The organism is Prevotella sp. 20925_1_30, assembly GCF_041433025.1.
GTDB classification, from domain to species: domain Bacteria; phylum Bacteroidota; class Bacteroidia; order Bacteroidales; family Bacteroidaceae; genus Prevotella; species Prevotella vespertina.
The window spans coordinates 1-14,446 of the sequence record NZ_JAPWAR010000025.1 but is presented as its reverse complement, the minus strand read 5'-3'; the positions used below and the strand labels follow the sequence as shown (position 1 = coordinate 14,446).

At 40.4% G+C, this 14,446-nt stretch carries 7 protein-coding genes and 1 CRISPR repeat array; of the genes, 6 read left to right on the top strand and 1 reads right to left on the bottom strand.

Features of this window, described 5'->3' with window-relative positions; all coding sequences use genetic code 11:
• The 3 genes from O3603_RS09850 (at position 1) to O3603_RS09840 (ending at position 5,535) form a co-directional block, all read left to right on the top strand.
• A complete protein-coding gene (locus O3603_RS09850) occupies positions 1-1,062 on the top strand; it encodes a BACON domain-containing protein (protein ID WP_371522555.1) in 1,062 nt (353 codons plus the stop codon).
• 553 nt (positions 1,063-1,615) lie between these two features.
• A complete protein-coding gene (locus O3603_RS09845; RefSeq protein WP_371522553.1) occupies positions 1,616-3,160 on the top strand; it encodes a sulfatase in 1,545 nt (514 codons plus the stop codon).
• A 296-nt stretch (positions 3,161-3,456) separates the two neighbouring features.
• Positions 3,457-5,535 (top strand): GDSL-type esterase/lipase family protein, encoded by a 2,079-nt coding sequence (locus tag O3603_RS09840; protein WP_371522551.1) that lies wholly within the window; start codon positions 3,457-3,459, stop codon positions 5,533-5,535.
• A gap of 363 nt (positions 5,536-5,898) precedes the next feature.
• Here O3603_RS09840 and O3603_RS09835 read toward each other — a convergent pair whose 3' ends face one another.
• Positions 5,899-7,200, bottom strand: a complete 1,302-nt coding sequence (locus O3603_RS09835; protein ID WP_371522549.1) for a M64 family metallopeptidase — start codon at positions 7,198-7,200, stop codon at positions 5,899-5,901.
• A gap of 721 nt (positions 7,201-7,921) precedes the next feature.
• Between O3603_RS09835 and cas9 the strand changes: the two genes are divergently transcribed.
• The 3 genes from cas9 to cas2 are packed head-to-tail and all read left to right on the top strand — an operon-like array spanning position 7,922 to position 13,341.
• Positions 7,922-12,049, top strand: coding sequence for a type II CRISPR RNA-guided endonuclease Cas9 (gene cas9 / locus O3603_RS09830; protein WP_371522547.1), 4,128 nt, complete (start codon positions 7,922-7,924; stop codon positions 12,047-12,049).
• An 11-nt stretch (positions 12,050-12,060) separates the two neighbouring features.
• Positions 12,061-12,993: a type II CRISPR-associated endonuclease Cas1 gene (cas1, locus tag O3603_RS09825; protein WP_371522545.1), complete on the top strand. Its 933-nt coding sequence runs from the start codon at positions 12,061-12,063 to the stop codon at positions 12,991-12,993.
• A gap of 51 nt (positions 12,994-13,044) precedes the next feature.
• Positions 13,045-13,341: a CRISPR-associated endonuclease Cas2 gene (cas2, locus tag O3603_RS09820; protein ID WP_371522543.1), complete on the top strand. Its 297-nt coding sequence runs from the start codon at positions 13,045-13,047 to the stop codon at positions 13,339-13,341.
• 107 nt (positions 13,342-13,448) lie between these two features.
• Positions 13,449-14,340: direct repeats of the CRISPR family, unit length 47 nt; unit sequence GTTGTATTTGATAATGCAAAGATACTAATTTTAAAGCTAATCACAAC.
• Between the last annotated feature and the right edge of the window lie 106 nt (positions 14,341-14,446).

Below are 14,446 nucleotides of genomic sequence, written 5' to 3'. Positions count from 1 at the left end.
ATGAACAAATATATCTATATCTTCATAGCTGCCGTATCGGTCTTCTTCGGTGCAGCATGCAGTAGTGATAATGATTTACCAGTGTATGCAGCAGGGCTGAAGGTGGTGAAAGCAGAGACAGACTTCGGTGTGCTCGGTGAGACCAAAGAGGTGATTATGAGTAAAGAACCCGCTCGTGCCTATGCACTTGACGCTTGGCTTACAGTGACGAAAACGGCAGAGAAGCTATCACTGACGGCTCAACCGAACACGAGTGCACAATCGCGTAACACGCTATTGGTGGTTAAGAATGAGCAAGGAGACTCTATCACACTGAATATCCAACAGGAGGGTGTGACCTTCGGGTTGCCTACTGGCGAGGATATCTATGCTGGAGATGAGGCTGTTGAACGCTCTTTGATTGCTACTTCTAACGTCCCCGTTGAGTACAGTGGGACGGCTGATTGGATTAAGGTAGGCAATACGAATGGGAAAATAAACGTCAAGGTCGAAGCTAATACGACGGGGCGTCCACGTGTAGGGTGGGTTACAGCCAAGGCAATCGGGCTTGTTGACTCAATGAAAGTGGTACAGGCTTCGCTCAACGATGTGGTTGGCGATTATGTGCAAACGGCTAAAATGCGCCTTCCAAGTCGTGACTTAGCAGAGAAGACATCGTCTGTTCGTATAGAGGCAACGGGTACGAACAAGGGAAACTTCATCGTTGACAATCAATACAAGTGGGAGGTTAGCTTCACACCAGGCAAAGGCTTTGAGATGATGAATGGTAAGATTGTTGGCAAGAAAGAGGTTGTTCCAGGCGTATATGAGTACCTTATCAGTGTAATCGTTGCTGATGACTTCAGTAAGGAACATGAGACTGCCATCAACGGAACGAAGGAAAGCATCCTTCTCACGTTCGATAACAATGGTAATCTAGTGTTCCGTGAGGCACAGAAGTTAGCTTCCGAACAAACCTTCTCATCCTATGGTTGGAACCGATTCACCGACACGAAGCCCGTTATGGGTGCTTTCCGTGGAATCGGAGAGGTGTATGTTAATCCGAAGTTAACACGTAGATAAATGCAACTTTAAATTCAATCATGATATAGAAAAGGGTGTTTTCACCCTGACTCCGCCCTTGCATGTGAATGTAGGGGCGGAGTTTTTTGTTAACAAGAAAAGCCTCACCCCCGCCCCCTCTCCGAATGGAGAGGGGAGTAGATAGTCTTATTTGCAAACAAAGAGGGCGTTTCTTCGATATGAAGAAAGCCTCTCTTCGATGCAACAGAACGCCCTCTTCATATCGAAGAAACGCCCCTTTTGAATTAAAGAAACTATTTTCTAACTGGCACCCGTTAGGCACTCCTCCCCTTAGGGGAGGTTGGGTGGGGTTGTTCCATTCGGAGAGGGGGCGGGGGAGAGGCTGTAGATGGGACGAGGCAGAGGCTGTAGTTGAGTTTTGATGAGGCTCCCTTTCCTATTTAACAACAAATCTTCTCATTTCTTTGGAGGACTTCTCAAAAAGTATTACATTTGTGTTGACAAACCTAAATGGGGGTGATTACAGGAGATTAGACGCATTGATTATGATCCTAATAGCCCTCCTTTAAAACCTAAAAGTCAGTTATTACCTATGCAAACTAAAATCCTATGCTGCGTGACAGGCACCCTCGCATTGGGCGCCATCCTACCTGCTCAGGCGCAGAAGAAGCCCATGAATATCGTTTATATCATGAGTGACGACCATTCCTATCAAACGATTAGTGCCTACGACAAGCGTTTCATTGATACACCAAACATCGATTGGATTGCTAATCATGGTGTGAAATTCCAAGAGAGTTTCGTTGCTAACTCTCTTAGCGGACCCTCCCGAGCATGTATGTTAACGGGTAAGCACAGTCATGCAAATGGTTTCACAGATAACACCAAGACGTTTGATGGAGGACAGCAAACCTTTCCTAAGCTCCTTCAACATGCAGGGTATCAGACCGCAATGATCGGTAAGTGGCACCTCACATCACTGCCTACTGGCTTCAACTATTGGGACATTCTCATTGGACAAGGCGACTACTACAACCCCGACTTCTTATGTAATGGCAAGCCACTACAGCGTCAGGGATATGTAACGAACATAATTGCTGACCTCGCAATAGACTGGATGGAGAATAAACGAGACCCTTCCAAGCCTTTCTGCTTACTAATGCACAACAAGGCTCCTCATCGTGTTTGGAACCCTGATACATGCGACTTAGACCTCTTTAATAATGTGCAGTATCCATTGCCCGAGACGTTCTATGATAACTATGAAGGGCGTCTGGCAGCACAGAAACAGAAGATGAGTATTATCAAAGATATGGACATTGTCTATGATAATAAGATGGCGGATCACGAGCAGGAGATACATTCAGACAAGGAGTTGGAAGCGTGGGGACGTCGTAACTATGAGCGTATGACGCCTTCTCAAAAGGCTCAATGGGATCGCCATTACGACCCCATTATACAGAAGTTTAAGGCTGATAAGCTATCGGGGAAGGCGTTAGCTGAATGGAAATATCAGCGTTATATGCATGATTATATGCGTGTGATTCGGTCGGTAGATCGCAATGTTGGACGTGTAATTGAGTATCTCCGTGAGAAGAATCTATTAGATAATACGATGATAGTCTACACCTCCGACCAAGGCTTCTACATGGGTGAACACGGTTGGTTCGATAAGAGATTCATGTATGAAGAGTCGTTCCGTACACCACTGCTAATCTATTGTCCGGGTGGGAAACAAGGCGTTGTTAATGAGATGGTACAGAACATTGACTATGCACCAACATTCTTGGAAGCAGCTGGTGTAAAGGTTCCTTCGGATATTCAAGGGTGTTCGCTCCTGCCTTTGTTACAGGGTAAGAAGCCTGCTAACTGGCGTAAATCGCTGTATTACCATTACTATGAATACCCCGCAGAGCACTCTGTCTGCCGTCATTATGGTATTCGGACGAAGCGTTACACACTGATTCATTTCTATAACGATATAGACTCTTGGGAGCTTTATGACCTCAAGAAGGACCCTTCACAACTGCATAACATCTATGGACAAAAGGGTACGGAGAAACTCACAGAACGATTGAAGAAGGAGCTAAAAGAGCTTCAAGTACAATACAATGACCCTATTAGGAACCAATACTAAGTGGCAACTTTGTACTTATCACGGGCTATTAACGAATTGTGAAGACGCCTTGACTCAATAGAGTCGGGGCGTCGCTTTTGATAAAGGACTTATTTCTTGCATCCAAGATAATCATTAGTTTTATGTTGACGAAATACGAGTTAATTGGTAAGGAAAGCCCTCAATTAGGCTAGATAAAGCCATTTTGCAAAGCATTCTCTTGCTAGTTAGTAAGAAAATAAGTAATTTCGCCGATGTATTTATACGATATAATAAGGTGGTGGAGATGGTGTCTTGACTGCTTAGATAAATCTATTATGAAACGACTTACTTTATTATTAATGATGTTCCTGATGGTTCTGATGGCATTTGCTGACGGACGCATCAAGGTGGCGTGTGTGGGTAATAGTGTTACATGGGGGTATGGTTTGACCAATAGGGACGCCGATTGTTATCCCGTGCAGTTGCAGAGAATGTTAGGAGATAAGTACGATGTGCGTAATTTCGGGCACTCTGGAAGTACGCTTCTAAGCCATGGTCACCGTCCATATATCGACCAGAAGGAATACAAAGAAGCGTTAGCTTTCAAAGCCGATAGGGTTATTATCCATCTAGGACTCAATGACACGGACCCTCGTAATTGGTCTGAATATGCTGAAGAGTTCAATTCTAACTATATAGAACTCGTCAACTCCTTCCGCAAAGTGAACCCTAAAGCACAGATATGGGTGTGCGTGATGTCGCCAATCTTCGAACGTCACCCTCGCTTCGAGAGCGGAACTAGGGACTGGCATAGCCTCATTCAACAGCATATCAAGCAAGTGGCAACGGCTGAGAACCTCCCATTAATAGACCTCTATACGCCTCTTCACAATCGTCCAGACCTCTTTGCGGATGCGCTTCACCCCAATGCTGAAGGTGCAAAGATCATCGCTGAGACTGTATATAAGGCTATGACAGGCAATTATGGAGGGTTATCTCTTGCGCCACTATATACCGATGGAATGGTAATGCAGCGTAACGAACCGATTATCTTTCGTGGTTCTGCCAATGCAAAGATGGTTGTTAAGGTAAGTTTCGATGGTCAGAATCAATTCACAACAGCTGCAGACGATGGTACATGGAGCGTTAATTTCCCTGCTCGAAAGGCTGGCGGTCCTTACAAAGCAATAGTTGCAGCAGGTAAAGAGCGGCTGACGTTGAAAGATATATACGTTGGAGAGGTGTGGTTGTGTTCGGGACAATCGAATATGGAGTTGCCTATCTCCGCCGTACAAAGTGGTAAGCAAGACCTTGCGGAGGCTGGTTCACAACCCTTAATACATCTCTTTAATATGTCAACACGCTATCCTACGAATGCTGTGAGCTGGTCGGAAGCGGTGTGCGACTCGGTTAATCGCCACCAACTCATGCGTGTTGGTCCATGGCGTAACTGCTCGGCTGAATCGTTATCGGGCTTCTCTGCAGTAGCATATCACTTCGCTAAGAGTTTAGCAGATAGTCTGCAAGTACCTATAGGAGTGATTTGTAATGCCGTAGGAGGCACTACCACAGAGTCATGGATTGATCGTTCGACCCTTGAAAAGGACTTTCCTGCAATCTTGCGGGACTGGTATCATGGCGATTTCGGTATGAAGTGGGCAAGAGAACGTGCTTTGCAGAATATTGCCAATAGCAAGAATCCATTGCAACAGCACCCTTATGCGCCTGCTTATATGTTCGAGACAGCTATGACTCCTTTGTTGGGTTATACGTTGAAAGGTATTGTGTGGTATCAAGGAGAGTCGAATGCGCATAACATCGAGCTGCATGAACGCCTCTTCCCATTGTTGGAGAAAAGTTGGCGAAACTTCTTTCAACAGAAGAAGATGCCCTTTTATTTCGTACAACTATCTAGTCTGAACCGTCGTTCCTGGCCGCGTTTCCGTGATTCACAACGGCGTATGGCGTTAGGGTTGGAGCATACTTGGATGACGGTGACAAGCGATTTGGGCGATTCTCTTGATGTGCATTACACCAATAAGAAACCTGTAGGTGAGCGGCTCGCCATGCAAGTTTTGCACCATAGTTATGGACATGATATTGTGTCAGAGGGACCTGTTATAGAGCGAGTTGAATCCGTTGATGGAGGCTTATTGTTGACTTTCTCAAATACAAAGGAACTTCATTTCACGGGCAACCGATTGATAGGCTTTGAGCTTGCGGGGGCTGATGGTATTTATCATGAAGCCCAAGCAACGATAGAGAATGGTTATCAGGTGCGTGTGTCGTGTGGGTCAGTAGTAGCCCATCCTGTTAGTGTTCGCTATGGTTGGCAGCCGTTTACTCGTGCGAATCTTGTGAATGAAAAGGGACTACCTTGCAGTACATTTGAGACCGCAGAACGTAGATTTTAGATAGAGAGGACGCCCCGCATCTTTTTCCCTTGCCGACTAGGAAGGGGAGTTGAAAGGCTCGTTTCTATCTGAAGTAATTATTTAACAAGTTTTTATTAGATAATTGTTTTCAGTATAGTTAGTTGTGTTTTCTTATAGAGGAAACTATGTTTTGAATATTAAAGTATTATCCCTTGAATTAAAGGAAACGCCCTTCTCAAATAGAGAAGGGCGTTTCGTTAATAGGAAGAGAGGCTCTCTTGCCATCGAAGAGACGCCCTCGTTGATTCCAATAAAACTATCGTCTTTAGACAACAATACGTATTCCTGCCCCGTGGATGGGGCAGGATAGAATACTAAAAGACTTCAGGAAGACTTGAATCTTCACTCTCCTGTATAGAACTTAATCAGTTGAGTGATAGCCTGGGTGCATGCTGGACAGAACTCAGGATGGGCATTTGTGCGCATACGGCAGTCTGGGTAAGCGCGGTAAACACCATGTTGAGCATAGCCAGCAGGCTCGTATGCACCCACTTTCCACTTGTCCCTGCGTGCGTTCGGCTTATCTAAGTCGGTTGGTTCAGGCGTCGGTAATGGGGTCTTCTTATCGATCATTCCTTCCCACTTATTGTGGAAGTCGACCAGAGTTGTTAGGTTCGGTTCCCACGGTTCGACGTCTTTTGGATACATATTAATCTCTTCTTTGGCATAAGCATACTCATCACCTAGCCCTGCGAAAGAGTGTCCAAACTCGTGGACAACCACTGGTTTGAATTGAGGATGGTGTGCCATTGAGAGGTTGTAAGAGTTCAGAATACCGCCACCACCATATTTCTCTGTGTTTACTAGTACGATGATATGTTCGTAAGGCGTACCAGCTAGCCAGTCATGGAGGTCTTTGAGATGGAGTGTAGTGAGGTATCTGTCGCTGTAGAAAGTGTCGAAATGAGAGTGAAGAGCCGTGTTCTTCCATATACCCTTTGATGGTTCGGATGTGCCACTATCAACGGATGGAGCCTTGACAGCCACAATATTGAATCGAGAACGCAGCGATTTGAAAGGTTCGTGAGCGAAGAGAGCCTCCATCGCAATGCGACAATCCTTTATAAATGTAGGCATTTCAGCCTCAGTGTAACCCTCCGCAATATATGCAATGTGTATGCAGTGCGATGGATCAGCAGCCTGTTGCAAAGTCTCGTAAGGTGTGATATTATGCTCCCCGATGTGTCGGATGAGAATATCCTGTGGTACAACGATATGCGTCATGCGGTTAGTAACCTCGCGCCGATTGTTCCTTAGTTCGATAGTTACATCTGCTGTATCTTTGGGATAAGGTACTAGAAAGACGTTCTCAAACGATTTCTTGCTATTACCCTGTGCCTCATCATAAGTGAGCCACTCCTGGAATAGAGTCGAAAAGGAGTTTCGATAGATTACTTTCTGCGTCCGATGGTCACGCACAATGACCTGTCCATTGCCTTCAACGGGCACTTCTGCTAGTCGTTCGTGCTTGCCATACCAATGTGGGATACGTGATAGTTCGTCCACAGCGATGGTCTGCTCTTTGGCATTCCCTGCGAAGATGTAATCTAAACGGAGCGTTGCATCTTCAAAGTAATGGTTGAAATCCTGCGCAACAGCACTCATGGAGAGTGCGAGGAGTAGGGTAGTAATGATTTTTCTCATAGGTCTTGAAAATTGGTTAGAACTATTATTTCTCATTCTTCAGATAGATAGAATCATTGACAAAGTAGCGTTTGCTTCTCTCAAATACGCATCTCTTATCATCTGCAAAGATATGAATAATTAATGAAATTAGCTATCAGGAAAGAGATTATTAATACCTTATTTCTTATTCATAGCTCATTGTTAAAGCCTCTCACAGGCTCTTTGAAGGGAATGAAGTCTTATTGTTAGGTTCTTTATAAGGTGTTTCCCTCTATTTTAAAGTTCCTCATTATGATATGTGTCGAGTGTTAAGAGTTGTGTAGTTGGGGGTATTTTAGTGGTTTCCACTTACTCTTTATAGTGTCAGAAGATGGTGATAATGTGGATAGGACACGAGTATTTCCGAATAAGGAAAAGGTTATGAAAGTGCGAAGAGTTTAATTTTAGCTGTCATTTCCGTCATAGGTTATACGTATATAGGTATTACTGATTGTTCCTAATGATATATTAGGATAGTGGCTAGATGGATTATATTTAAACAATAAAAAATGCCCCGTATGGAAGGACGAGGCAACCTAATGTTCTCACAACGGAATAATCCTTATTGTGAATACTTTAAAATTAGTTCGTTACAAAGGTATGTATTAAAAAAATAATAAGCAAATTTTCTTAATGAAATTTTGACTTTGTTGTTGTTTTTTTTGTACCTTTACACAAATTATCATATAATCAATTCAACATGAAGAAAATACTAGGATTAGACTTAGGAACTACAAGTATTGGTTGGGCCTTAGTGAATGAAAGTGAAAACAAAGACGAACAATCTTCTATCGTAAGGCTTGGTGTGAGGGTAAACCCATTGACTGTAGATGAAAAAGGGAACTTTGAAAAGGGGAAAGCAATCACGACTAATGCCGATAGACAGCAGGTGCATGCTGCAAGAATAAACCTTCAAAGATATAAGCTGCGCAGAGAGAATCTTCGTAGTTGCCTACAGAAACAAGGCTGGATAGGTTCCGAACCGATGTATGAAGATGGTAAATCTTCTACTTTTGAGACCTATAAGTTGCGTGCGAAAGCTGCAGAAGAGGAAGTGTCATTGCATGAGTTTGCCCGAGTTCTATTTATGCTGAACAAGAAACGGGGCTATAAAAGTAATCGAAAAGCAAACGATAAAGAAGAAGGAAAGCTTTTTGATGGTATGACCATAGCTAAGAAACTCTATGAAGAGCATTTGACTCCTGCCGAATACTCCCTTCAGTTGCTCAATACAGGTAGGAAGTTTACACCAGAATATTACCGTTCTGATCTTATTGCAGAGTTCGAGAAGATATGGAACGAGCAGAAGAAGTATTATCCAGAGATACTTACTGACGAGTTTAAACAGCAGTTAGAAGGTAAAGCAAAGAGCAATACAAGCAAGCTATTCCTTGGTAAATATGATATTTACTCAGCTGATACAAAAGGTCTAGATAGGAGGCTACAACCTTTGAAATGGAGGGTTGAAGCGATGAAGCAACAGGTTGATAAAGATGTTTTAGCCTTTGTTATCAGTGACTTGAAAGGACAGATTGCTAATACAAGTGGGCTACTTGGTGCTATTAGTGATAGAAGTAAAGAACTCTATTTCAGCAAGCAGACAATTGGTCAATACCTATGGGCTTCTCTGCAAGAAAATCCACATATCAGTATAAAGAATCAACCTTTCTATCGTCAAGATTACTTAGATGAATTTGAGAAGATTTGGGAAACGCAAGCAACTTACCATAAGGAATTGACGTCAGAACTAAAGCAAGAAATCAGAGATATTATCATCTTTTATCAACGGCCATTGAAGAGTAAGAAGAATCTCATTGCTGTTTGCGAACTTGAACAGCGTAAGGTGAAAGTGACAGTTGATGGAAAAGAAAAAGAGATAACAATAGGACCAAAGATTGCTCCCAAGTCTTCCCCTATGTTCCAAGAGTTTAGAATTTGGCAAAATCTAAATAACATTCTACTTCTAGACCATGAGACTAATAGCAAGCGTCCATTGTATGAGGAAGAGAGAAACCTTTTATATGAGGAACTAAGCGTTAAGGAGAAACTCAGTAAGACTGAGGCTCTGAAGGTATTGGGCAAGAAGAGTAAGCAATGGGATTTGAATTATAAAGAGTTAGAAGGCAATAGAACACAAGCTGTTCTCTATGATTGTTATAACCGAATTATCGTGATGTCAGGGCATGAAGAGTGTAATTTCAAAAAACTAAAAGCCTCTGATATTCGCCATTATGTTAAGATGATATTCAAGAACTTAGCCTTCAATACAGACATACTATGCTTTGATTCATCGTTGAAGGGGCATGAGTTGGAAAGACAACCAATGTATCAGCTTTGGCATTTGTTGTATTCCTATGAAGGTGATAACTCTCGAACAGGTAATGACGCGTTATTAAGAAAGTTGGAAACAGCATTTGGTTTTCCAAAAGAATATGCAGCTGTGCTTGCCGATGTCGTTTTTGAAGATAGCTACGGAAACCTCAGTGTGAAAGCAATGCGTAATATTTTGCCACATTTACAAGCTGGGAAAGATTATAGTCAAGCATGTGAGGAGGCTGGATATAAACATTCGCGTCGGTCGCTTACAAAGGAAGAATTAAATCAAAAGGTGTATAAAGAGAAGTTAGAACTATTGCCAAAGAATAGTTTACATAACCCTGTTGTTGAGAAGATCCTCAATCAGATGGTTAATGTCATCAATGCAGTTATTGAAGAATATGGGAAGCCCGATGAAATAAGAATAGAGCTGGCAAGAGAATTGAAGAGTAGTGCGGATGAGCGTGAGAGTATAACACGTGGTATCAATCAAGGTAATGAGGAGAATAAGCGCATTCGTGAGATTCTTGAGAAGGAATTTGCACTTTCATATATCAGTAGGAATGACATTATTAAATATAAGCTATATGAAGAGCTTAAACCGAACGGCTTTAAGACACTCTATTCAGATACCTACATTCCTAAAGATAAGCTCTTCTCAAAAGACTTCGATATAGAACATATCATTCCGAAAGCACGCTTGTTTGATGATTCCCTGTCGAACAAAACACTTGAAGCACGTGATGTAAATATAGCTAAAAGTAATAAGACGGCCTTTGATTTTATACTTGAAAGGTATGGAGAACAGGGTGTTAAGGCTTATAAGACGAAACTTCTTCGCCTTCTAGAGGATGGGGCTATTAGTAATAAGAAGTATAATAATTTGCTGAAAACAGAAGCGGATATACCTTCTGGCTTTATTGATCGTGACCTGCGAAATACTCAGTATATTGCAAAAAAGGCGTATGAAATATTAAGTGAGTTGGTTAAGATCGTTACTCCAACAACGGGATCTGTGACCAATCGATTGCGCGAAGATTGGCAGTTGGTGGATGTTATGAAAGAACTTAACTTTGAGAAGTATCTGAAGTTAGGTTTAGCTGATGTGATAGAAGATAGAGATGGTCGGAAAGTTAAGCGTATAAAAGACTGGACGAAACGCAATGATCATCGCCATCATGCGATGGATGCATTGACAATAGCTTTTACGAAGCCATCTTATATTCAGTATCTGAACAACCTCAATGCACGCAGTGATAAGAGTGGTAGTATCTATGGTATAGAGGTGAAGGAACTGCATCGTGAAGAAGGTAAGCTTCGCTTTAATGCTCCTTTGCCTATCAATGAATTCCGTGCAGAAGCTAAAAGGCATCTAAAATCGATCTTGGTATCTATTAAGGCGAAGAAAAAAGTGATGACACAGAACGTCAATAAAATTAAGACGAAGCATGGAATCATAAAAAAGGAACAGCTTACACCACGTGGAGAATTGCATAACGCTACATACTATGGGACAAAGAAACGTCCATTAGTAAGGATGGTGAAAGTCGGAGCAGCATTAGACGAAGCAACAATAAATAGGGTATGCAGCCCTGCTATTCGTGCAGCATTACTGAAACGTCTCAATACTTATAATGGTGATGCTAAGAAAGCTTTTACGGGGAGAAATTCAATAGATAAAAATCCGATTTACCTAGATATTGAGCAGACGAAGTTAGTTCCGGTCTTGGTTAAAACAATAGAGTGGGGAATGTATCATCCTATTCGTAAACGGATTACACCTGACCTTAAAATCGACAAAGTGATCGATAAAGGTATAAGGGAAAAACTGAAAGCTCGGTTGGCAGAGTTTAATGGAGATGCCCAAAAAGCTTTCAGCAACTTGGATGAGAATCCTATTTATATGGATGAAGCAAAACAAATAACTTTGAAACGAGTTAGTATTGAGGGCGTCTTAAGTGTAATTCCGTTACATACATTAAAGGATAAGGCTGGTAAGCCAATTATTGGAAGTGATGGAAGACCAGTATTCGGTGATTATGTTCAAACAAGTAATAACCACCATATTGCCTTTTATAAAGATGACAAAGATAATTTGCAAGATAATCCAGTATCATTCTTTGAAGCTGCCGAACGTAAATCACAAGGAGTTCCTATTATCGATAAGAGGTATAATTGCGATAAAGGATGGCACTTTGTATTTACAATGAAGCAAAATGAATACTTTGTCTTCCCAAATGAAGCTACAGGTTTTATTCCTTCTGAAGTAGATTTATTGGATGAAGCTAATTATGATATTATTAGTCCGAATCTATACAGAGTTCAGAAGTTATCGAAGGCTTCAGGTAGAGATTATTGGTTTAGGCATCACTTAGAGACTATGTTGAATGATGATTTAAGGTTGAAGAACTCTACGTTCAAGCGGATAAAGTCCTTAAAAGGTTTAGAAGGAATTGTCAAAGTACGTATCAATTCCATTGGAAAGATAGTCGCAGTAGGGGAATACGATTAATTAGATTGCTTATGATAAAGAAGACATTATGTTTCAGCAATCCTACTTATTTGAGTTTAAAGAATTCACAATTGGTAATTCGTTTGCCTGAAGTGGAAAGTTGTGATAACTTATCTGATAGTTTCAAGCAACAAAGTGAGCGTACAATTCCAATAGAAGATATTGGAGTTGTACTGCTTGATAATAAACGAATTACGATTACATCGTCTGCATTAGAAGCCTTGATAGAGAACAATTCTGCTGTAATCACTTGTGATAGTAAGAATATGCCCATTGGACTTTTGTTACCTTTATGTGGTAACACAACACAGAATGAACGCTTTCGTATGCAGGTAGACGCATCGTTACCACTAAAGAAACAGTTATGGCAACAAACTATAAAACAAAAAATAAGTAATCAAGCAAAGATTTTAAGTATATATACTAATGCTGATGTGGGATGTATGTATGCCTGGGCAGATAAAGTTAGAAGTGGTGATCCCGATAACCTTGAGGCTCGAGCAGCTGCTTACTATTGGAAAAATATCTTCACTGATATTTCAGATTTTGTAAGAGGTCGGGATGGGGAACCACCTAACAACTTATTAAATTATGGATATGCGATATTACGTGCTGTTGTGGCTCGTTCTTTAGTAGCAAGTGGATTACTCCCAACATTGGGAATTCATCATCACAATCGATATAATGCTTATTGTTTGGCAGATGACGTAATGGAACCTTATCGTCCTTATGTTGATGGGTTGGTGTTGGATATAATGTGCTTGACTAATGATTATAGTGAATTGACAAAAGACATAAAGATTCGGCTTCTATCTATTCCCGTTCTTGATACTACTATTGGAGGGAAAAAGAGTCCGTTAATGATAGCTACACAACAGACGACAGCCTCTCTTTATAAGTGTTTTAGTGGGGAACAAAGAAGAATGGTTTATCCTGAATTATAAAGTCAATTGGTGGAAACTTATAGATTTAGTCAATATAGGAGTATGTGGTTAATGGTATTTTTTGATTTACCTACAGATACAAAGAAAGAGCGAAAGGCTGCCTCTCTCTTTCGACAGAACCTATTAAAAGACGGATTTACAATGTTCCAATTCTCTATTTACATACGCCATTGTGGTAGTAAGGAAAACATGGAGGTTCACATTAAAAGAGTCTCAACTATTATTCCAGAGTATGGAAAGGTGGGGATAATGAGTATAACTGATAAGCAGTTTGAGGGGATTAAGCTCTTTTATGGTAAGAAACCACATAAGCCTAATGTACCAGGAGTACAGCTAGAGCTTTTCTAAAAAGGTTAAAGTTCCACTTTTAAAAGTGAAACTTTAATCTTTCTTGCATTTTTCTTTTTTGTAAGTAGAGTGTATATTGCTTATAATCAATGCTTTATTCTACTTGAGTTGTATTTGATAATGCAAAGATACTAATTTTAAAGCTAATCACAACCATCTTGACAGACTTGTTACTGAAAAAGCGGTTGTATTTGATAATGCAAAGATACTAATTTTAAAGCTAATCACAACATGATATTCTGAAACCTTATAGCAATATCTGTTGTATTTGATAATGCAAAGATACTAATTTTAAAGCTAATCACAACATAGCGGGTGAAATACTAGCCTTATATTAAGTTGTATTTGATAATGCAAAGATACTAATTTTAAAGCTAATCACAACGCAGATAATGAAGAAAATTTGCTTCGTGAAGTTGTATTTGATAATGCAAAGATACTAATTTTAAAGCTAATCACAACGCAGCTTACCACTGCAATAGATGCAATGATGTTGTATTTGATAATGCAAAGATACTAATTTTAAAGCTAATCACAACGCAGAAAATGAAGAAAATTTGCTTCGTGAAGTTGTATTTGATAATGCAAAGATACTAATTTTAAAGCTAATCACAACTGTAGACGATAACTTTACTATTCAATGTAAGTTGTATTTGATAATGCAAAGATACTAATTTTAAAGCTAATCACAACGAATTCCGATTTTTATCCTCAACCAGAGGAGTTGTATTTGATAATGCAAAGATACTAATTTTAAAGCTAATCACAACTATGATGATATTTTCAATTTCCTGTCTCCGGTTGTATTTGATAATGCAAAGATACTAATTTTAAAGCTAATCACAACATAGTTATTAGTTATTTATTTCGTAATTCGTTGTATTTGATAATGCAAAGATACTAATTTTAAAGCTAATCACAACTAGCTGATTATTCACGTAGAGGTTTTTCTGTTGTATTTGATAATGCAAAGATACTAATTTTAAAGCTAATCACAACTATATGATCCAACTGGTACCCACCAAATATGTTGTATTTGATAATGCAAAGATACTAATTTTAAAGCTAATCACAACACCTTTGATAAACTTTCTCAGCTTGTAGA